A 22,188-nucleotide genomic window follows, 5' to 3' on the forward strand; every position below is an offset into this window, starting at 1 on the left:
GCAATTTATGGCTTTGGTTTTACCTTGCCTGCCGGGCATTGAGAAAATCATGAACAGGAGGCGGAGTATATGAACGAGATTTCAGAACTGGATCTGCAGAATTTAAGACACCTGATCGGTGGTTTTGACACCACCCACTGTAAAATGGATGAGTATGCCAGACAGGCGACAGACGCTCAGGTAAAGCAGTTTTTCCAGAAGTCTGCCCAGTCCGCGGCAGATTGCAAAAACCAGCTGATGCAGTATTTACAGTAGGAGGTGGCACACATGAATGAGAAAGTAATGGTAGCAGATACCCTTGCGGGAATCAACGGCGAGCTGACCCGCTACGGGGAAATGATCCCGCAGACCGAGAATCCCCAGCTGAAACAGACTCTGAAGCAGATGAGAAACCAGTGTGAGATGTCCCAGGAGGAGATTTACCAGATCGCTCGCGCAAGAGGCTATTACGTGCCTGCGGCGCAGGCTACAAGGGAAGAAGTAGATCATGTGAGAAGTGTTCTGGAGCGTGGTTGAAAAAGGGAACTGTTGTGATGTGAATCACAGATGACGCATCCGTTTATGAGGAAAGCTCACCAAACGGTTATGTATCCGGGATTACGGAGGAAAAAACTCTTGTAATTCCGGATACTTTGCTATATAGTAGAGTTACTGACAGGCAAGGCGGCAATCAGGCCGCGCAGAATCATTTCAGAAATACAGGAAGTCTGGTACATGATTTGGGAAAATGTGTACAGATTCCGGCATACATAAGAAGTTCACACCCGAATTCCGGGAAGATTCCAACAGGGGAAGAGATTTACAATTGAATCACGTAAGCATTTGGCAGGCGGTAAGGTCCGTGTTTTAGCAGTGCATGATTTAGGCACATGGCGAAGTGGGGTCAAGTGCCTGAAGCTGGCAGGCGAAAGGGGGGCTACTGTTCATAGGTAATATTCCGCGAGGTGTTTTTTGTGAACAAAGTTCACAGAAAACCCGAGGATTGCGGCGCGAAATCATGCAAAGCATGATTTCTGTGCATCGCGAAGCGTGTTACTGGGCACGGAGTGAACAGTAACCAAGGGGGAAAATAGCGGACAGAAATTTACGGAAACGCTTGACAAGAGAATGGATTTAAGATACTATGTACTACAGAAAGAAACGAACATAGGTTCGTATTTTTGAAAAAGAGATATTTATACAGTCCGTTTAATGGTTACAGCATCTGGGACTGTACTGATTATTAAGAACAGGAGAATTGAGATCATGATAAATGAAGAGAAGAGAAAAGCCCTGGAAGCAGCGCTGGGACAGATTGAGAAGCAGTATGGCAAGGGCTCTGTCATGAAGCTGGGAGAATCCAGTGCCAACATGCAGGTAGAGACCGTTCCCACAGGTTCCTTAAGCCTTGACATTGCTCTTGGCGTAGGCGGTGTGCCCAAGGGACGTATTGTAGAGATTTATGGACCAGAGTCCAGCGGTAAGACCACAGTTGCCCTTCACATGGTAGCTGAGGTGCAGAAGCGCGGCGGAATCGCAGGCTTCATTGATGCGGAGCATGCCCTGGATCCTGTATATGCCAAGAATATCGGCGTAGACATTGACAACCTTTATATTTCCCAGCCGGATAATGGCGAGCAGGCACTTGAGATCGCAGAGACCATGGTGCGTTCCGGTGCTGTTGACATTATCATCGTGGACTCTGTTGCAGCCCTGGTTCCAAAGGCTGAGATCGACGGAGACATGGGAGACAGCCACGTAGGCCTGCAGGCACGTCTGATGTCCCAGGCACTTCGTAAGCTGACTGCCATCATCAGCAAGTCCAACTGCGTTGTGATCTTTATCAACCAGCTTCGTGAGAAGGTGGGCGTTATGTTCGGTAACCCGGAGACCACCACCGGCGGACGTGCCCTGAAGTTCTACTCCTCCGTGCGTCTTGATGTGCGCCGGGTAGAGACCCTGAAGCAGGGCGGTGAGATGGTTGGTAACCACACCAGAATCAAGGTAGTGAAGAATAAAGTAGCTCCGCCATTTAAGCAGGCAGAATTTGACATTATGTTCGGTACTGGAATCTCTAAGGAAGGCGATATCCTTGACCTTGCCGCTGAGAATTCCATTGTGAACAAGAGCGGTGCATGGTACGCTTACGAGGGCAATAAGATCGGCCAGGGCCGTGAGAATGCCAAGCTGTTCCTGAAGGAGCACCCGGAGATCTGCGATGAGATCGAGCGCAAGGTGCGCATTCATTATAACCTGCTTCCAGGTGAGGAAGAGGAACAGCAGGAGACGAAGACTGCTGAAGCAGCATTGACAGCTGATGCTCCTGGGGAAGAAGAGGAATAAATGATGGCGTCTGTATCTGAAGAGCAGAAGAATGCCAGAAGGAAGGCAATGCTTCTCTTAGAACATATGGACCGCACAGAGAAAGGCCTGTCTGACCGGCTGCGTCAGGCAGGCTTTTCAGCAGAAGCTACAGAGGATGCCATGGAATATGTGCGCTCCTACGGCTATCTCAATGACCTGCGGTATGCTGAGAACTACATTTCCTTTCGGATGGGCACCAAGAGCCGCCAGAAGATCCTCCAGGAGCTCTCTGGTAAAGGAGTTGACCGTGCCACAGCCCTTGCAGCCTGGGAGGCAGCTGCCGAAGTGGAACAGCCCGACGAGCTGGCCGTCCTTCGCGCCACTGTCCAGAAGAAATGCCAGCCAGACTCCGCATTGGATGAGAAAGCCATGCGAAGGCTTCAAGGCTTTTTGCTCCGCAGAGGCTTTTCCTACGGAGACATCTCCCACGTACTGGATGAGATGCACATTACTTGTGAGAGAAATTCCTTTTTGTCAGAATGAGAGTTTTAAATCTTTTATTTTTATGGGCTCTTGGGAATGTGATGAAACTTGACGAAATTTAAATTCTCTTTTTCTGTAGAAAAGTGTTATATTTCTATGGAAAGGACTGGAAAGCCTTGATTTTACAGCGTTTCCAGACATGAAAGAAACCAAATAAATATAGTTTTATGACATTTTTATGACAAACAGCGGAAATTTTCTTGGATTTCAAGCAAGTTGGTATATTGATTTCAAGATTTGCATATGCTATAATGCCATTAGGCAAAAGAAATGATGAGTCCATGTGGACAAAAAGAGTGAAGCCCTCAGTACCGCGAATACTGGGGGCTTCTTCTTGTTTATTTATAGTAGACAAGAAACTACTAGGTTAGTGTTGCCCTTACTCGTCGCCATCTAGCCATTTGATGATGTAGTGGCAAACTACACCAGCCGTACAGGAGACAAGAAAAGAAATGATGATTTCCATATGGACTACACCTCCTCCCGTTGTCGGGTATCGGGTGGACAACATAGTTAGTATAGCATGGGTTAGAACAAAATGAAATAAAAAGATAAAAATAATATAATTGATATTTAAATAATTAATTTTTAGTATTTAGCCATTTTACAAAACATTTCATGAAATTATAAGATAGTGAGTAATTATATTTTTCTGCAATTTTAGGAATCTGTAAAATCATATCATCTGGCGTTCCCCATCCCAATATATATTCATTTCTTGAAAAATGTTTTATTTCGTCTAGTTTGTATTGCACAATCTTTATTAATCTTTGATATTATCCTGTCATTGTATTTGCACTATCCACAGGACTGCGTATTGGAGAAATTTGTGGGCTGCGTTGGGAAGATGTTGACTTAAAGGGGAGTGTGATACATGTAAGGCAGCAGTTAATATATAAGAATCTGGGCGAAGGTCAAAAGTATTATATCCATCCACTGAAAACAGAGACAAGCAAACGTGATATTCCACTGACAGAAACGGCGCGAAAAAGCCTGATAAAGCAAAGGGAGCTTGATTTTATTCTTGGCAGACGTTCAAAGGAAAAGTCCCTGGAGGGGAAAAGAAATTTTGTTTTTATTAATTCTGTGGGAAAGCAGTTTACGCCGCAGAGTTTGGATCATCCACTTATCAATATAGTGAATACCTATAATAAACGAGAGTGTGTGATAGCAGAAGGAGAATGTAGGGAGCCTATTTTATTGCCGCACATAACAGCTCATATATTGAGACACACAGCCTGTACACGTCTTGCCGAAGCTGGGATTGATCCAAAAGCGTTACAGGTTATTATGGGACATTCTGACATTGCAACGACAATGGATATTTACAATCATGCGGACTATGAGCGTATTCAGAATGAAATGAAAAAAGCAGAAAATATTATCTGAAAATCAAGGCCACTTTCCTTTTATTGGGCGGTGGCTTTTTTATGACAAAAATTATGACAAATTTTATGACATTTGAAAGAAAAAAGACGAAAATAGACGACAGATTAATTTTTATCCAAACCGCGAAAACCCTTGATTTATAGGCTTTTTGAGCTGTGATGAAACTTGACGAAATATAAATTTCATTTTTCTGTAGAAAAACTTGACATAATTCTAAAAAAAAGATAAACTTGTATTGTTGTGATTGCACAATGAAAACTAAATATTGAGGAGGTGCTCCTGTGACAACAATTATTGTTGCAGTTGTCGCTGTAGTAGCCACTCTACTGATTGCGGTTCCTATTACTAGTAAAGTTTCTGTGGATAATAAGGTTAAGAAAGACGCAGAAACGATTGGGTCAGCTGAAGAAAAGGCCAGAGGCATCATTGATGAAGCTTTAAAGGCGGCCGAAACAAAGAAACGTGAAACTTTATTGGAAGTAAAGGAAGAATCTCTCCGCACTAAAAATGAACTGGAGAAGGAAACCAAGGAACGTAGAAACGAACTGCAGAAATATGAGAAGCGTGTCTTAGCGAAGGAAGAAACCGTCGATAAGAAGGCTGAGGCAGTTGAGAAGCGCGAAGCAGAGTGTACAGCGAGATTTGCTGAATTGCAAAAGAAAGAAAGAAGAGTAGACGAGCTTGAGCTGAAAGGAGTACAGGAACTGGAACGTGTTTCCGGTTTAACCTCCGAACAGGCAAAAGAAGAATTGCTCAGATCTGTAGAAGACGATGTAAAGGTTGATGTTGCCAAGCTTTACAAAGAACTTGAGAATCAGGCGAAGGAAGAAGCAGGAAAAAAAGCCAAAGAGTATGTGGTAAATGCCATTCAGAAATGTGCGGTAGACCACGTTGCCGAAACTACTATTTCCGTAGTACAGCTTCCAAGCGATGAGATGAAGGGACGTATTATCGGCCGTGAGGGACGTAATATTCGTACCATGGAGACTTTGACAGGTGTAGATCTTATTATTGACGATACTCCTGAAGCAGTTGTCCTCTCATCCTTTGATCCTATCAGACGTGAGGTGGCACGAGTAGCTCTTGAGAAGCTGATCGTAGATGGACGTATCCATCCTGCCAGAATCGAAGAAATGGTTGAGAAAGCGCAGAAGGAAGTTGAAAACCAGATCCGTGAGGATGGTGAGAATGCAGCTATGGATGTTGGTGTTCACGGTATTCATCCAGAACTTCTGAAACTCCTTGGCCGTATGAAATTCCGTTCAAGCTATGGACAGAATGCATTGAAGCACTCCATCGAGGTTGCGCAGCTTTCCGGCTTGCTTGCAGGAGAGATTGGCGTAGACGTACGTATGGCGAAACGTGCAGGCTTGCTTCATGATATTGGTAAGTCTATTGATCATGAGGTTGAAGGATCTCACATTGAAATTGGTGTAAACCTTTGCAAGAAGTATAAGGAAACCCCGCTTGTTATTAATGCAGTAGCAGCACATCATGGTGATGTGGAGCCGGAGAGCCTTATCGCCTGCATCGTACAGGCTGCAGATGCGATTTCCGCAGCGCGTCCAGGTGCCAGAAGAGAGACACTGGAGACTTATACCAACAGACTGAAACAGCTTGAGGACATTACAAACCAGTTCAAGGGTGTAGAGAAATCCTTTGCGATCCAGGCTGGTAGAGAAATCCGTGTGATGGTAGTTCCTGAGCATGTGAACGATTCTGAGATGGTACTTCTCGCAAGAGACATAGCGAAGCAGATTGAGGCTGAGCTTGAGTATCCGGGCCAGATCAAGGTCAATGTGATCCGCGAGAGCAGAGCCGTTGATTATGCCAAATAATCGGAGTTAATTTACATTAAAAAGCAAAGAGACCGCTTCCGCATTTTTCATGAAATATGAGAAATGCGGAGGCGGTTTTTTATTATGAAAATTCTGTACGGCAGCTGTGGAAACAGCATAGGCGTGGAACAGCTGACTTTTTTCATAATTAAAACAAAGTCGGCGTAGAATGGTACAGGGTGAAGCTATGGAAAAATTACTTTGCATCAAAACGAAAACCACTTTTCCGGGAATGGCCCTGCTGCTCTTTGGATTTCTGGCAGGAATGATAATTCCCAATCTTGTTTACCGGTTTACCTGGAAGCAGCAGGCTTTTTCCGCGGTTTATCTGCTTGGCACCTATGGACGGACTGCCGCATATGGAAAAGAATATCTGTACCAGATCATTGGGATGCGGGGCGGGATGTTTCTCCTTACACTGCTGTGCGGATTTACAGTGTTTGGGGTGCCCCTTGCAGTGCTGTCCATGATTTTTACGGGGCTTGGCCTTGGAATGGTATTTGTCATGTCTATCCTGCAGTTTGGATTGGCAGGTGGAGCCGTGGCAGCGGGGCTTTTGCTTCCCCAGTATCTCATCTATATTCCCGTGTGGATGAAAGTCTACGGGATGGTTTACAAAGAATCCAGGGCAATCTGGCGCAATCATGGGATTTTTCCGGGAAAAGTAAGCAGCTATTTTTTGAATTCCCTTCTGTGGACAGCCATATTCGGGCTTGGAATCCTTCTGGAATGGTGCATAAATCCCTGGATTTTGCGGCAAATCCTTGGATTTATAAATTTTTTTTAGACAAAATTCGAGAAAAAACAACAAGATATAGTGCTGGTTACCATAAGATTAACATTATTTTGTAAAATAACTGAAAAAAGCCCAATTTTAAGCGGTTTCGGCGCGAAAAAAAGGTTTGATTTTATGTCAATTACAAAGTATAATACAGGTACATTTTAAATTATTGTGGGTGACTAGCCCATATCTTAGAGCGTGAAAAAAGAATACGCATAAAATGCGATGAATAATGATGGAGCGGGCAGTCGGAGAACTGAGGCTGTATTTATCATTTATTTGGATTTATGAAGCGAAATTCAGAACAGAAGAGACAGGAAGTAAACAGTATGGAACAGGAAATACGCGAATTTATTGATTATTTACATAATACGAAGAAGACATCCCAGAATACGGAGGTTTCCTATCAGCGTGACCTGACTAAGATGGCAGCGTACCTGCAGAAGAAGGGCATTGCTGCTGTGGAAGAGGTGCGGGAATTTGACCTTATGGGATATATGGATTATATGGAGAAAGAAAATTTCGCGTCCTCCACTATTTCCAGAAGCGTTGCTTCCATGCGTGCGTTTTTCCAGCATATGTTCGCCCTGCGAAGAATCGATGAGAACCCTGCAGACAATCTGAAATCTCCCAAGGTGGAGAAGAAGCTTCCTGAGATTCTCAGCATCCAGGAGGTAGACAATCTCCTGAAGCAGCCAGACCTGACTACGCCAAAAGGCATTCGTGACAAGGCAATGCTGGAGCTTCTTTATGCCACAGGCATGCGCGTCAGCGAACTGATCCATCTGGAAGTGAGCGATGTGAATCTTCAGATGGGCTATGTAGTATGTCAGGAAAATAAAGAGCGCATTATCCCCGTCGGCAATGTGAGCAAGGAAGCCCTTGATCTGTACCTGGACAAGGGACGGGATGTATTTGTGAAGGATGACAACGAGAATGCTTTATTTACCAACTGCTCCGGCAAGGCCATGAGCCGCCAGGGTTTCTGGAAAATGCTTAAGGGCTATGCAGAAGAAGCTGGAATCCACAGAGACATTACACCCCACACCCTGCGGCATTCCTTCGCCGTACATATGCTCCAGAACGGTGCGGACATCAGAAGCGTCCAGGAAATGCTTGGCCACTCCGATATTTCCACCACACAGGTTTACCTCAGCATGAACATTAACAGGATGAGAGATGTGTACATGAAAGCACATCCGAGACACTAGAGCATGTTTGAAAAAGGCTTTCTGCAAGATGTACGCCCCACTTTGCGGGAATGATTTTTCAAACACGCTCTAGGATATAGAATAAGAGCGAAAAGACTGTCCGGGAAAGTATTCTGGGCAGTTTTAAGGAAGTCACGCCCAAAAATGAAACCCCATAAAAAAATCTCCTGGATTCTCAAAATCAGAATCCAGGAGATTTTTCTCTAATCAGATAGAACAAACAGAAATCACTCTGCCAGATACACCTTTATCAGCACATCTCAGCAATAGTATACAGCAGCTTCTCAGACTCATCCCATCCAAGGCATGCATCTGTAATAGATTTGCCATATACATGGTTCGGGCCGATCTTCTGGTTGCCTGGCTCGATGTAGCTCTCGATCATAAGCCCCTTAACCAGACCATGTACATCAGAATCAACCTGACGGCTGTGAAGCACTTCCTTGGCAATACGGATCTGCTGCTCATACTGCTTGTTGGAGTTGGAGTGGTTGGTATCTACGATAGTAGCCATGTTCTTGAGATTCTTAGCAGAATATTTCTCAAAAAGAAGGCGAAGGTCTTCGTAATGATAGTTCGGAATGGCCTCTCCGTGCTTATTTACCGCACCGCGAAGAATGGTATGTGTAAGCTCATTACCTGTAGTTTCAACTTCCCATCCTCTGTAGATGAAAGTATGGCTTCCCTGAGCTGCCACAACAGAGTTCAGCATAACGCTGTAATCTCCACTGGTAGGGTTCTTCATTCCTGCCGGAACGTCCATACCGCTGACAGTCAGACGGTGCTGCTGGTCCTCAACAGAACGTGCACCAACTGCTACGTAGGAAAGAAGGTCGGAAAGGTAGCGCCAGTTCTCCGGATAAAGCATCTCATCTGCGCAGGTAAACTCGCTCTCCTCAATAGCGCGGATGTGCATCTTACGGATGGCAACAAGTCCGGCAAGCATATTCGGCTTTTTCTCCGGGTCTGGCTGATGAACCATACCCTTATAGCCCTCTCCGGTAGTACGCGGTTTATTCGTATAAACTCGTGGAATGATTAAAACTTTATCCGCGATCTTGTCCTGAACTTTGCGAAGTCTCAGCAGATAATCGCATACAGCATCTTCATTATCTGCAGAGCAGGGACCGATGATTGCAAGAAATTTATCGGATTTTCCAGTGAATACGTCACGAATCTCCTGATCACGTTTCTCTTTCAGTGCCTTGATCTTTGCATCAATGGGATATTGGTTGCGGATCTCGTCGGGTGTCGGAAGCTTTTTGATGAATTCAAATCCCATGGTATTTTCTCCTTTTATCGGCAAAATTTGCTTTCGTTTCAATATTATAGACTATGAACCGAAAAATGTCGATAGGCAAATTTCGTGAAAATCAGTCCGATAACTTCATTCTGTTTAGATAAATAAAATGAAGCAGGGTAAGAATTAGCTGGGAAATCAGCATTCCATAAAAATATCCACGGATCCCCATGCTGGGAACGGAAAGGATCACAAAGCCAATGCGGATGCACACTCCCGCAACATTGTGGAAAAGACAGGCATCTGGTCTGCCAAGCCCGTTCATAATGCTTTCCAGGGTGGTGTTGGTATAAAGAAACGGGCAGATAAACGCCAGCGTTTTTATGTACACTCCCGCAGTCTCACTGTGAAACAGAAAAATTCCAAGCGGCTTTCCAAAAAGAAAGAAAAACAAAGTGCAGAAAGCCCCGAAGAAAAAACAGGTTCCAAGTGTGCGCCAGATCACATAGCGAATCCTTTTTTCATAGCCAAGTGCCTGAAGTCCTGCCACAGAAGGCATCAGCATTACAGAAGCGGAATTGGTGATAGTAGCGGGAAACAGAATCAAAGGCAGAGCCATTCCCGTGAAAATCCCGTACACAGCCAGCGCATTTGTCTGCGTCATTCCCGCCAGAAGCAGCTGTTGGGGAATGAGAACCATTTCAATGCCGGAAAGCACCGTAAGCAGCAGCCTGTTTGCAGAATGAGGCACCGCAATCTCTCCAATTTCCTTTAAAGAAGAAAGAACAGAGCCAGGATTTCTGGGCTGCCTCCATAATCCCGAAAGAGGATGATAATTTTCCCGGGAAAAATCCACGCCCAGTGCTAAAAAGCAGGCAGCAGTTGCCGCAATCTCGCTAAAAAGCGCACCGCCAGCTGCAATCATGGGAGTGATTTCTTTTCCACCAGACAGAAGTACCAGGTAGATCATATAGGTGCTGCCAATCCGGGAAGTCTGCTCCAAAAGCTGGATAAAGGCTGGAAGTCCGGTTTTTTTTCTGGCATAATAAAAGCTGTTGACGCATGAATGCAGGGCACTCAGGGGAAAACTAAAAGAGAGAATGCGAAGCAAAGAAGCAGTTCTTGCTTCCTTCAAAAGCTCCCCCGCAATAAAATCCGCATTCAGGTACACCCCTGCCGACAAAAGAAGGGAAACAGCCCCGGAAAGAAACATTCCAAGAAGCAGTGTATTTCGCGATTCTTTTTCTTTTTCAAGGGCAGTAAAGGAGGCGCACAGCCTGGAAATGGCAGCCTGGATTCCCATTCCCGCTGCAGCCAGGATGATCCCGTGAACGGGAAGGGTAAGCTGGTAAATTCCAACTCCCTGTGCACCAATAGTATGAGAAAGGAATATTCTATAGAAGAAACCCATGATCCGGCTGGCAAGGCCAGTAAAGGTAAGGATCAGGGTTCCCCTGAAAAAAAGCTTATCAGACATGATGATCAGACCACTATCTTTTTAGATAATCTATGCCCAAATGTGCCTTGACAGAACTGTTATTATCTGGTAAAGTGGACTAGAAATCCAAGCGAATTACTAGGAAATAAAAAAGTACCTAAGGAGATAGATGAAAAAAGCCCTTTTCCGGGGTTCTTTCATATCGAATTGATACCAATAAACCAGGAGGAAGAAAAATGGGAAAAATGATTTATCTGGATAATGCGGCTACCACCAAGACCGCTCCGGAAGTTGTAGAAGCAATGCTTCCTTATTTTACTGAAATGTATGGAAATCCATCCAGCATTTATGATTTCGCATCCAAGAGCAAGGAAGGCGTTACCAAGGCAAGAGGCCAGATCGCAGACGCACTTGGAGCTAAGAGAGAAGAAATTTATTTCACAGCTGGCGGTTCAGAGGCTGACAACTGGGCACTGAAAGCCACTTTTGAAGCATATAAATCCAAAGGAAATCACATCATCACCACCAAGATCGAGCATCATGCAATCCTTCATACCTGCGAGTATCTGGAGAAAGAGCGCGGAGCCAAGATCACATACGTGGATGTAGATGAGAACGGTATTGTGAAGCTGGATGAGCTTGAGAAAGCCATCACACCTGAGACCATCCTGATCTCCGTTATGTTTGCAAACAACGAGATCGGTTCCATCCAGCCGATCAAGGAAATCGGAGCCATCGCCAAAGAGCACGGAATCCTTTTCCACACAGATGCCGTGCAGGCTTTTGGACAGGTGCCGATCAATGTAGATGAGTTAGGCATCGACATGCTCAGCTCCAGCGGACATAAGCTGAACGGACCGAAAGGAATCGGCTTCCTTTACATTCGCAAGGGCGTTAAGATCCGTTCCTTCGTACACGGCGGAGCACAGGAGAGAAAGCGCCGCGCAGGTACAGAGAACGTTCCGGGAATCGTAGGCTACGGTGCAGCTGCAGAGCGTGCCATCCGCACTATGGAAGAGCGTACCGCTAAAGAGATCCAGGTAAGAGATCATTTCATCGACAGAATCATGAAAGAGATTCCATATGTGAAATTAAACGGTCATCCTACCAAACGTCTTCCAAACAACGTAAACGTAAGCTTCCAGTTCATCGAAGGAGAGTCCATGCTGCTTATGCTTGACAACTATGGCGTCTGTGCATCCAGCGGTTCCGCCTGTACATCAGGTTCCCTGGATCCGTCCCATGTACTTCTGGCAATCGGACTGCCTCACGAGATCGCACATGGTTCCCTGCGTATGACATTAAGCGAAGAGACCACCATGGAAGACGCTGATTTCGTAGTAGATAAGCTGAAAGAAATCGTAAGCGGCTTAAGAGCAATGTCTCCATTATATGAAGATTTTATTAAAAAACAGAAAAATTGATTAAAACACTTGCCAGGAGGAAAAAAAGATGTATAGTGAGAAAGTAATGGATCATTTCCAGCATCCACGTAATGTTGGAGAAATAGAGAATGCAAGCGGTGTCGGTACAGTAGGAAATGCCAAATGCGGCGATATTATGAGAATTTTCCTTGATATCGATGATGAGACACATATTATCAGAGACTGCAAATTCAAAACCTTCGGCTGCGGTGCTGCAGTAGCAACCAGCAGCATGGCTACTGAGATGGTCAAAGGCAAAACCATCGAGGAAGCTATGAAGCTTACCAACAAGGCAGTTATGGAAGCTCTTGACGGACTTCCGCCAGTAAAGGTACACTGCTCCCTTCTTGCAGAAGAGGCTGTACATGCTGCACTGTGGGACTATGCACAGAAGCACCACATTGAGATCGAGGGTCTGAAGAAACCGAAGTCTGACATTCACGAAGGTGAAGAGGACGAGGCAGAAGAGTATTAATTGCGGTTGGAAACAGCGCGAATAGCAGCTGTTGCTTGTCGTCATCGATAAAAAGAATATTTTTACAGGAAACCGAATCCATAAGCAGATTTATTTCGTTACAGATAAATGAGTGGTAAAGATGAGGCAGACCCGTAAAGAGAATTCATCAGGGCGGATGTTATCATCTGCCCTGATTTTGTATACCGGGAAGGCATCCGGCATACAGGAAATTCCATATGGAATTTCCTGGAAATCCTTGAAGAAAATACAAGAATGAAGGAAGTAACGATGACAGGACTTACAAACGAACAGGTACAACAAAGAATCGAAGAAGGAAAAGTCAATGCCAACGAGAATCCCAATACCAGAAGCTACAAGCAGATCGTAAGGGAGAATGTACTTACATTTTTCAACTTTCTGAATCTTGCACTTATGGTAATGGTTCTGCTGGTAGGATCCTATAAGAATTCCATGTTCATGGGCATTATTGTGATCAATACCGTGATCGGAATCATCCAGGAGGTCCGTGCCAAGAAGACCCTGGACAAGCTTGCGATTCTCACAGAGAGCAAGGCTGTGGTACTGCGTGAAGGGAAGAAGTGGACCATCTCCACAGAAAAGCTGGTATTGGATGACATCCTGTTTCTGAAGACAGGTGACCAGGTGCCGGCGGATGCCAAGGTGCTGGAAGGAAGCATTGAGGTCAACGAATCCCTTCTGACAGGAGAATCCGACAATCTTCAGAAGATTGAAGGAGACGAGCTTTTTTCCGGAAGCTTTGTCACATCCGGAGAGGCATGCTGCCAGGTAATCCATGTTGGCAAGGACAATTACGCCTCCCAGATCACCAGCGAAGCCAAGGAATTCAAGCGTCACAATTCGGAACTGCGTAATTCCTTGAATGCTATTCTGAAGACCATCAGTGTGATCATTGTTCCTATGGGACTTCTGCTGTTTTACAAGCAGTATTATGTTGCCGGGAATGGAATCCGGGACGCTGTTGTAAATATGGTGGCAGCGGTTTTGGGAATGATCCCGGAGGGACTGGTGCTGCTTACCAGTGTGGCTTTGACCCTGGGAGCTCTTGCCCTGACCCGGAAGAACACCCTGGTGCAGGAATTATATTGTATTGAAACTCTGGCAAGAGTGGATACCCTTTGCCTGGATAAGACGGGTACGATCACCGCAGGAACCATGTGTGTGGAGCAAGTGCAGCCTTATGTGGAAGGGATGGAGAGGAAAGCTGCGGCACAGAGAAATGCGGATGCAGCCGGGGCGTTTAATGAGGCAAATATATCGGATGCAGAGGGGAAGCCTGATGCTGGATGTCAGCCAGAACTGGCAGCTGCGGAAGCAGGAATTACATCGGAAGAGGCTCCTCAGTCTGGAACCGCTTTGCAGGCAGTGGAGACTCCCCAGCCAGAGATGACCATGAACGAGATCGAGCGCGTCATGGCGAACATGATGTCTGTGCTGAAGGACAAGAATGCCACCGCAGATGCCCTCCACAAGCGTTTCTCCAGAAGAACGGACATGACCGTAGACCACTGCATCCCGTTCTCATCTGACCGTAAATACAGCGGTGTAGCTTTCAAAGAAAAGGGAACTTACCTGATGGGCGCTGCCCAGTTCCTTTTCCCGGAAGGAAACGAAGACCTGATCCGCCAGTGCGCTGCATATGGAAAAGAAGGCCTGCGTGTTCTGGTACTGGCCCACAGCCCGAACCTGAATCAGGAGAATGAGCTGCCTGCTGGCCTGAAGCCGGTAGCGCTGTTTATGATCACCGATATTATCCGAGACAATGCTCCTGAGACGCTTGCATTTTTCAAAGACCAGGGCGTGGACTTGAAAGTAATTTCCGGTGATGATCCTGTGACCGTTTCCGCCATTGCGAAAAAAGCCGGTCTGGAAAATGCAGACCGCTATATTGATGCCACAACCATTACCACACCGGAGGATATGGAGCGTGCCGTTGCAGAGTGTTCTGTATTCGGTCGTGTGACTCCGCAGCAGAAGAAGGAAATGGTGCTCGCCCTTCAGAAACAGAAGCATACCGTTGCCATGACAGGCGATGGCGTCAACGATGTTCTGGCACTGAAAGAAGCGGACTGCAGTGTGGTTATGGCAGAGGGAAGCGACGCTGCCAAGAACATTGCCAACGTGGTGCTGATGGATTCCAACTTTGCGGCTATGCCGGAGATCGTGAACCAGGGCCGCCGCGTTGTCAACAACATCCGTACTGCGGCATCCATGTTCCTGATCAAGACTATTTTTTCCGCACTGCTTTGCCTGATCACTATTTTCTGGGGCGAGAGCTATCCCTTCGAGCCTATCCAGATGTCCCTGATCAGTGCCTGTGCAGTGGGAATTCCCACCTTCCTTCTGGCTCAGGAAAACAACTTCAACAAGATTGAAAGCGGCTTCCTGCGCTACGTATTTATGAATGCATTCCCTGCAGCAGTGACCATCACAGGCTGTGTATTCACCATCATGCTGGTCTGCCAGAATGTGTACCACAGCAACGTCATGCTTAGCACCGCATGTTTCCTGGTAACCGGCTGGAACTACATGGCAGCCCTTAAGACCGTGTATGCGCCCCTTAGCCGATACCGCAAGATTATTATCTACGGCATGCAGTTTATTTTCTTCTTTGCAGCCGTATGCGTGCAGAACCTGCTGGCACTTGGCTCCCTGGAATTCGGAATGATCATCCTGGTATTCATACTGATGACTTTCTCCCCGGTCGTGATCGAAGTTATCACCGAATGGTGCCGCTCTCTGTATGACAAGGCACATGAGCGGGAAAAGAAAGGGTTTATTGCACTGTTTCTGGAAAAAGTGCAGAAATAATTACTATAAAAGTCCCGGATGACAGCTAAGAATAAGTTCTGGGCAATAGCCTGGATTACGAATATGTAAAAAAAGAAGTCGCGGGGTGCGGCTTCTTTTTTCATACGCATTCTGTGGCAAACATCAAACATTTTGCAGAAAGCATTCACAGCCTGATAAATTCCGGTTTCCTCTCTTTAAAAACCGTATAATATTCAAACCCGCATTCTTTCAGCACCTGCGCAGCCCTGTCAAAGTCATACCCGATTTTCTCCGGTGCATGGGCGTCAGCACCGATGGTGATGATTTCACCACCCAGCTCTTTATATCGGCGGATAATGGCAGTGCAGGGATTCGGTTCTCCAAGGCCATAGTGGTAGCCTCCGGTATTCACCTCAAGTCCCACATGTTTCTCAATCAGCTTTTTCAGGATCGCTTCCAAAATATCCTGGTATTTCTCATAAGAATAGAAACGGTTCTGGTTCGGACCGTAACGGACAATGTAATCCAGATGCCCGTAAGTATCCACCTCATCAAAAGCAGAAAGATTTTCCGGAATGGATTCGAAATATTCCCTGTAAGCCTGTTCTTCCTCCCTGCCCTGGAAAAATTCCGGGTAATAGGGATCTGCGCCGTGAACCAGATGGGAGGAACCGATCACGAAATCAAAAGGATATTTCCTCAAAAGATTGTGAAAATATTCGCCAAGATGAAGCTGCAGGCCGATCTCAATTCCAAAACGGATGCTGATCTGATCCTTATAAGCTTCCTTTAGCTCCATAAGCCGCTTATAGTAAGCCGGAAGATCAAGGGAGAATTCCAGGTCATCGGGAGTGGGGGGATAGTCCGGGTCCAGATGCTCGGTAAAACAGATCCCTTCAAGACCAAGTGCGATGGATCTGCGTATCATATCCTCAGTGGGAGTGTCAGAATCAGCGGAAAATGATGAGTGCATGTGGCAGTCCCACAAAATCGACGGAGATTTTTGCTGTATGTTCATGATGTCCTCCTTGAATTTGTAAAAAATAGGCTCCCTTTCTGTATGAAAAAAGGAAAAAAAGTGCGGATAAAAGCGGCCCCAGTGTCATAAAAGGGACACTGCCGGACCATTTAAAAGGAGTATACCATATTAGAGGATATTTGTGGCAATTTGCCTGTTATTTTTTTGAAAATGGACTTGAATTTTTGTTCAGAATTAGGTACAATACGCTATAGGTTGATGTTTCTTTCACAAAGATTGAAGCATTCACATAATTTTTACCATTTAATTCATAGGAGGAATTTATCATGGCAGTAAAAGTTGCAATTAATGGTTTTGGACGTATTGGACGTCTTGCATTCCGTCAGATGTTTGGTGCAGAAGGATTTGAGATCGTTGCTATCAACGACTTAACATCTCCTAAAATGCTCGCTCATTTATTAAAATATGACTCAACTCAGGGAAGATACGCTCTTGCAGATACAGTTGTAGCTGGCGAGGATTCCATCACAGTTGACGGAAAAGAAATCAAAATTTATGCAAAAGCTAACGCTGCTGAGCTTCCATGGGGAGAGATCGGTGTAGACGTAGTTCTTGAGTGTACTGGATTCTATACATCCAAAGACAAAGCTCAGGCTCATATCGATGCAGGTGCTAAACACGTTATCATTTCCGCTCCGGCTGGAAACGACCTTAAGACAATCGTTTACAATGTAAACCATGAGACTCTTACAAAAGAGGATCACATCATTTCCGCAGCTTCCTGTACAACAAACTGCTTAGCTCCAATGGCTAAAGCTCTTAATGACCTTGCTGCAATCAAATCCGGTATCATGTGCACAATCCACGCTTACACAGGCGATCAGATGACACTTGACGGACCGCAGAGAAAAGGCGATCTGAGAAGATCCCGTGCAGCTGCAGTTAACATCGTTCCGAACAGCACAGGTGCTGCTAAAGCAATCGGTCTTGTTATCCCAGAACTGAACGGAAAACTTATCGGTTCCGCACAGCGTGTTCCAACCCCAACAGGTTCTACAACAATCCTTACAGCAGTTGTTGAAGGAAATGTTACAAAAGAGCAGATCAACGCAGCTATGAAAGCAGCTTCCAACGAGTCCTTCGGATACAACGAGGACGAGATCGTTTCCAGCGATATCGTTGGTATGAGATTTGGTTCCCTGTTCGATGCTACTCAGACAATGGTTCTTCCACTTGAGAATGGCACAACAGAGGTTCAGGTTGTTTCCTGGTATGACAATGAGAACTCCTACACAAGCCAGATGGTTCGTACAATCAAACACTTTGGCAAACTTCTGAACGCTTAATCAGAAGACGAGTAGGGTTCGGATGCTGACAGGCTGCCTACGCGGTTCTGCAGTATATGAATAAGACTCAGAGAAGGGTCCGGTCTGAATAGGACCGGACCCTTTTGTCTGTATAAAGTTAATTTATAATAAGGAGGCATAACAAGATGCTGAATAAAAAATCTGTTGATGACATCAACGTAAAAGGCAAAAAAGTCCTCGTAAGATGCGACTTTAATGTACCTCTGCAGGACGGCAAAATTACAGATGAGAACCGTCTGGTAGCAGCTCTTCCTACAATCAAGAAGCTGATCGCAGATGGTGGAAAGATTATCCTTTGCTCACACCTTGGAAAACCGAAGGGAGAGCCGAAGCCTGAGTTATCTCTTGCACCTGTTGCAAAACGTCTCAGTGAGCTTCTCGGACAGGAAGTTAAATTTGCTGCTGATCCGGAAGTTGTAGGACCAAACGCAAAAGCTGCAGTAGCAGAGATGAAAGACGGAGATGTTATTCTTCTTGAGAATACACGTTACCGTGCAGAAGAGACTAAGAACGGTGATGAGTTCAGCAAGGAACTTGCTTCTCTTTGCGACGTATTTGTAAACGACGCATTCGGTACCGCTCACAGAGCACACTGCTCTAACGTTGGCGTTACCAAATATGTAGATACAGCTGTTGTTGGATATCTGATGCAGAAAGAAATCGATTTCCTCGGAAATGCTGTAAACAACCCTGAGAGACCATTCGTTGCTATCCTTGGCGGAGCTAAGGTTTCCAGCAAGATCTCTGTTATCAACAATCTTCTTGACAAGGTTGACACTCTGATCATCGGCGGCGGAATGTCCTATACATTCTCCAAAGCACTTGGCGGACATATCGGAAAATCCCTCTGCGAGGATGATTATCTTCAGTATGCATTAGACATGATGAAGAAAGCAGAAGATAAAGGCGTTAAGCTTCTTCTTCCTGTAGATAACAGAATCGGTGATGACTTCTCCAACGACTGCAACATCCAGGTTGTAAAACGTGGTGAGATTCCGGACGGATGGGAAGGAATGGACATCGGACCAGAGACAGAGAAGATTTTCTCTGACGCTGTAAAAGATGCGAAGACTGTTGTTTGGAACGGACCGATGGGCTGCTTCGAGATGCCGAACTTTGCTCATGGTACAGAGGCTGTTGCTAAGGCACTTGCTGATACAGACGCTACAACCATCATCGGCGGCGGTGATTCTGCAGCAGCAGTTAACATCCTTGGCTATGGCGACAAGATGACCCACATCTCCACAGGTGGCGGTGCATCCCTTGAGTTCCTGGAAGGAAAAGAGCTTCCGGGTGTAGCAGCAGCTAATGATAAATAGGCATTGAATACTTAATGAGGGCAAGCCACAGGCGCAGACCGAATTTAGTATGAAAGCCCACCTGACCACTTAATGAAAGCGAACCGAAGGTGAAGCTTGAATTTAGTGGACATGGTGATTCCGAAAAATAAAGGAGATTATATAATAATGTCTAGAAAGAAAATTATTGCCGGAAACTGGAAAATGAACATGACTCCAAGTGAGGCAGTTAAATTAGTAGAAACCTTAAAACCATTAGTAGCAAACGAAGACGTTGACGTAGTATTCTGCGTACCGGCTATCGATATCCTTCCAGTTGTTGAGGCTGCAAAAGGATCCAACATCCAGGTTGGTGCTGAGAACATGTACTTCGAGGAGAAAGGTGCTTTCACAGGCGAGATTTCCCCGAACATGCTCACAGATGCTGGTGTTAAATATGTAGTTCTCGGACATTCCGAGAGAAGAGAGTACTTCGCTGAGACAAGTGAGACCGTAAACAAGAAAATGCTTAAAGCATTCGAGCACGGCATCACTCCGATCATGTGCTGTGGTGAGACTCTTGCTCAGAGAGAGCAGGGCGTAACTATGGACTTCATCCGTCAGCAGGTTAAAGTTGGTTTCCAGAATGTTACAGCTGATCAGGCTAAAACAGCCGTTATCGCTTACGAGCCAATCTGGGCTATCGGAACCGGTAAAACAGCTACAACTGAGCAGGCTCAGGAAGTTTGCGCAGGAATCCGAGCTTGCATCGCTGAAATCTACGATGAGGCTACAGCAGCTGCAATCCGCATCCAGTACGGCGGATCTGTAAACGCTAAAACTGCTCCGGAATTATTTGCTCAGGCAGATATCGACGGCGGTCTTGTTGGCGGTGCTTCCCTCAAAGCTGAGTTCGGCGACATCGTAAACTACAACAAATAACCTAGATTCGTATCTCTTTAAATAATAGTAAGATATCTATATCTTACAAGTGTCCAAGCGTTGAAGACGCCATAATTCGCTATTCCGGTTCTGCCGGGAGCGTTTTATGGCGTTTTTGTTTTGATGCAGTAAGGAACTTTTAGCTAATTTTACCCAAAATACAGTTTTTCCAGGCATAAAAAATTACGCTTTAAGATCAATCCAATATTGTAATCAGCTTATGATTATGGCATAATAGTTAAGGATACGTAAAAATTGAGAAAAATCCACGTTAATAGAAAACAAAATACTTGAGAAGAAAGGTCGCACTCATGCGAAGGAGCAGAGAGGGAAGCGACAACAGAGGAGTAAAACATGGCAATTTTTTCAATGGTTTTATCTTTGCTATGCGGAGTATCGTTTTTCTTATTTGGAATGTCATTGATGGGAGACGGACTGAAATCCGTTGCCGGCAATAAGCTGGAAGCTTTTCTTTACAAGATGACAAATACCCCGCTGAAGGGTGTTGCACTTGGAACCGGTGTTACAAGTGTGATCCAGTCTTCATCTGCCACAACGGTTATGGTTATCGGTTTTGTAAACTCCGGTATGATGAAGCTGAAACAGGCAATTGGTATTATCATGGGCGCAAATATCGGAACCAGTATCACAGGATGGATTTTGTGTCTGTCCTACATCCAGGGCTCCGGTGGAATTGCAAGCATCCTTTCCACAGCTACTATCTCAGCAGTCGTAGCTGTGATCGGTATTATTCTTCGTACATTCTGTAAGAGATCCGTACACAGAAATATCGGAAATATTATGCTGGGCTTTGCCATTTTGATGAATGGAATGCAGATGATGAGTGGAGCTGTTGCGCCGCTGCGTGAGAGTCCTGTATTTATCGATATGCTGACAATGTTTTCCAACCCCATTGCAGGTATCCTGGTAGGTATTGCGTTTACCGCAGTGCTCCAGAGTGCATCCGCTACCGTCGGTGTGCTCCAGGCACTTTCCGTAACCGGAATCCTTACCTTTGCAAGTGCATTTCCGATCGTTCTTGGTATCGGCGTTGGAGCTGCCTGTCCAGTACTGATCTCCGCAGTTGGAGCCAACAAGAATGGTAAAAGAACTGCCCTTGTATATCTGCTGAACGACCTGTTTGGCCTGATCCTGTGGTCCATTATTTTCTACACAGCGAATGCCATCGTTCACTTTGGATTTATGGATATGATCATGTCGCCTGTATCCATTGCCCTTCTGAATACGGTATTCCGTGTGGCAACTGTCGTTGTACTGTTCCCATTCATACCGAAGATCGAGCAGCTTGTATGCTACCTGGTAAAGGACAGTGCAGAGGAGCTGGAAGACGAGGCAGACTTCGATCTTCTGGAAGAGCGTCTGCTTAACTATCCTGCACTTGCTATTGGCCAGTGCCATCGTGCAATGAACGGCATGGCGAAGAAGCTTCGGAAGAATGTGAACAGAGCCATGAACCTTCTGAACGATTACCAGCAGGATAAATACGATAAGGTACAGCGGAAAGAAGACCTGATCGACAAATATGAGAGCCGTCTTGGGGAATACCTGATTCAGCTTACCAAGCGTGAGATGAACACAGCCCAGACTCGTCAGACCTCCCTTTATCTGCATACCATCAATGACTTTGAGCGAATCGGAGACCATGCTTCCTATATCGCGCATATGTCTAATGAAATGCATGATAACCACACTACCTTCTCTCAGACTGCATGGGATGAGCTGAATGTAGTTATGGACGCAGTCCGTGAGGAAATCAATATCACCTGCACTGCTTTCATGAATGATGACAAGGAAGCCGCACAGCGCGTTGCGCCCCTTGGCGTGGTAATCACCAGACTTTGCGATGAGCTGAAAATGCGCCATGCAGAGCGTCTCAGCCAGGGCAAATGCGGTCTGGAAGAGGGAACTGTATTCAGTGATATCCTGAACAGCTTCGGCCGTATTGCGTCCCATTGTGCAAGTGCCATGACCGCGCTTATGAAGAGTGATGATGAAACGACAGATATTCACATCCATAACTCCAAGATTTATCCCACTGACAGCCTTGAATACTACAGCTATTTCAAGGAATACAGACAGAAATACGACATTGGACCGGAAGTTGAGCACAAGCTCAGCATGGAACCGGAAGAAGTAGAATAAGCATACGAAATACAAAACACCGTCAGAGAAATGACCGGATAGAAC

General features: G+C 45.6%; 18 protein-coding genes. 15 read left to right on the plus strand and 3 right to left on the minus strand.

Annotation, left to right across the window (positions count from 1 at the left end; all coding sequences use genetic code 11):
- Positions 1-69: 69 nt before the first annotated feature.
- The 8 genes from DWZ38_RS08480 (at position 70) to xerD (ending at position 8,045) form a co-directional block, all read left to right on the plus strand.
- The gene (locus tag DWZ38_RS08480; protein WP_021924443.1) at positions 70-255 is read left to right on the plus strand and encodes a hypothetical protein; all 186 of its coding nucleotides are present in this window, start codon (positions 70-72) and stop codon (positions 253-255) included.
- A 12-nt stretch (positions 256-267) separates the two neighbouring features.
- Positions 268-516 carry a spore coat protein gene (locus DWZ38_RS08485; RefSeq protein WP_117851585.1) on the plus strand — a complete coding sequence of 83 codons (249 nt, stop codon included), beginning with the start codon at positions 268-270 and terminating at the stop codon, positions 514-516.
- Positions 517-1,245: 729 nt separating this feature from the next.
- Positions 1,246-2,322 carry a recombinase RecA gene (recA, locus tag DWZ38_RS08490; protein ID WP_117851587.1) on the plus strand — a complete coding sequence of 359 codons (1,077 nt, stop codon included), beginning with the start codon at positions 1,246-1,248 and terminating at the stop codon, positions 2,320-2,322.
- Positions 2,323-2,826: a regulatory protein RecX gene (locus DWZ38_RS08495; protein WP_243000206.1), complete on the plus strand. Its 504-nt coding sequence runs from the start codon at positions 2,323-2,325 to the stop codon at positions 2,824-2,826.
- Positions 2,827-3,612: 786 nt separating this feature from the next.
- Complete coding sequence (locus DWZ38_RS08500; protein WP_117851589.1) at positions 3,613-4,215, plus strand: site-specific integrase; 603 nt, start codon at positions 3,613-3,615, stop codon at positions 4,213-4,215.
- A 281-nt stretch (positions 4,216-4,496) separates the two neighbouring features.
- On the plus strand, positions 4,497-6,053 hold the full coding sequence (gene rny, locus DWZ38_RS08510; protein WP_117851594.1) for a ribonuclease Y: 1,557 nt from the start codon (positions 4,497-4,499) through the stop codon (positions 6,051-6,053).
- Positions 6,054-6,240: 187 nt separating this feature from the next.
- On the plus strand, positions 6,241-6,840 hold the full coding sequence (locus DWZ38_RS08515; protein ID WP_147342992.1) for a hypothetical protein: 600 nt from the start codon (positions 6,241-6,243) through the stop codon (positions 6,838-6,840).
- A gap of 323 nt (positions 6,841-7,163) precedes the next feature.
- Positions 7,164-8,045 (plus strand): site-specific tyrosine recombinase XerD, encoded by an 882-nt coding sequence (gene xerD / locus DWZ38_RS08520; RefSeq protein ID WP_021925503.1) that lies wholly within the window; start codon positions 7,164-7,166, stop codon positions 8,043-8,045.
- Between the two features lie 250 nt (positions 8,046-8,295).
- On the opposite strand, the gene DWZ38_RS08525 is transcribed toward xerD, so the two are convergent.
- Together DWZ38_RS08525 and DWZ38_RS08530 are read right to left on the minus strand one after the other, a co-directional pair.
- Positions 8,296-9,327: a 3-deoxy-7-phosphoheptulonate synthase gene (locus tag DWZ38_RS08525; protein ID WP_021925504.1), complete on the minus strand. Its 1,032-nt coding sequence runs from the start codon at positions 9,325-9,327 to the stop codon at positions 8,296-8,298.
- Positions 9,328-9,418: 91 nt separating this feature from the next.
- Complete coding sequence (locus DWZ38_RS08530) at positions 9,419-10,762, minus strand: polysaccharide biosynthesis protein (protein WP_117851601.1); 1,344 nt, start codon at positions 10,760-10,762, stop codon at positions 9,419-9,421.
- A 197-nt stretch (positions 10,763-10,959) separates the two neighbouring features.
- On the opposite strand from DWZ38_RS08530, the gene nifS reads away from it, so the two are divergent.
- The 3 genes from nifS (at position 10,960) to DWZ38_RS08545 (ending at position 15,454) form a co-directional block, all read left to right on the plus strand.
- Positions 10,960-12,147 (plus strand): cysteine desulfurase NifS, encoded by a 1,188-nt coding sequence (nifS, locus tag DWZ38_RS08535; protein WP_021925506.1) that lies wholly within the window; start codon positions 10,960-10,962, stop codon positions 12,145-12,147.
- A gap of 28 nt (positions 12,148-12,175) precedes the next feature.
- Entirely contained in the window at positions 12,176-12,622 is a 447-nt protein-coding gene (gene nifU, locus DWZ38_RS08540; protein WP_117851605.1) for a Fe-S cluster assembly scaffold protein NifU, read from the plus strand.
- A gap of 255 nt (positions 12,623-12,877) precedes the next feature.
- Positions 12,878-15,454, plus strand: a complete 2,577-nt coding sequence (locus DWZ38_RS08545) for a cation-translocating P-type ATPase (RefSeq protein WP_243000207.1) — start codon at positions 12,878-12,880, stop codon at positions 15,452-15,454.
- A 145-nt stretch (positions 15,455-15,599) separates the two neighbouring features.
- Here the strand turns inward: DWZ38_RS08545 and DWZ38_RS08550 are convergent, their stop codons facing one another.
- On the minus strand, positions 15,600-16,433 hold the full coding sequence (locus DWZ38_RS08550; RefSeq protein ID WP_178105303.1) for a histidinol-phosphatase HisJ family protein: 834 nt from the start codon (positions 16,431-16,433) through the stop codon (positions 15,600-15,602).
- Positions 16,434-16,720: 287 nt separating this feature from the next.
- Between DWZ38_RS08550 and gap the strand changes: the two genes are divergently transcribed.
- From gap to DWZ38_RS08570, 4 genes are all read left to right on the plus strand, one after another.
- Positions 16,721-17,740, plus strand: a complete 1,020-nt coding sequence (gene gap / locus DWZ38_RS08555; RefSeq protein WP_117851616.1) for a type I glyceraldehyde-3-phosphate dehydrogenase — start codon at positions 16,721-16,723, stop codon at positions 17,738-17,740.
- Positions 17,741-17,886: 146 nt separating this feature from the next.
- On the plus strand, positions 17,887-19,080 hold the full coding sequence (locus tag DWZ38_RS08560) for a phosphoglycerate kinase (protein ID WP_117851621.1): 1,194 nt from the start codon (positions 17,887-17,889) through the stop codon (positions 19,078-19,080).
- Between the two features lie 147 nt (positions 19,081-19,227).
- Complete coding sequence (gene tpiA / locus DWZ38_RS08565; protein WP_117851624.1) at positions 19,228-19,980, plus strand: triose-phosphate isomerase; 753 nt, start codon at positions 19,228-19,230, stop codon at positions 19,978-19,980.
- A gap of 354 nt (positions 19,981-20,334) precedes the next feature.
- A complete protein-coding gene (locus DWZ38_RS08570; protein WP_117851628.1) occupies positions 20,335-22,143 on the plus strand; it encodes a Na/Pi cotransporter family protein in 1,809 nt (602 codons plus the stop codon).
- The last annotated feature ends 45 nt before the right edge of the window (positions 22,144-22,188 follow it).

The organism is Ruminococcus sp. AF31-8BH (genome assembly GCF_003460605.1).
In the GTDB taxonomy this organism is placed as follows: domain Bacteria; phylum Bacillota; class Clostridia; order Lachnospirales; family Lachnospiraceae; genus Blautia_A; species Blautia_A acetigignens.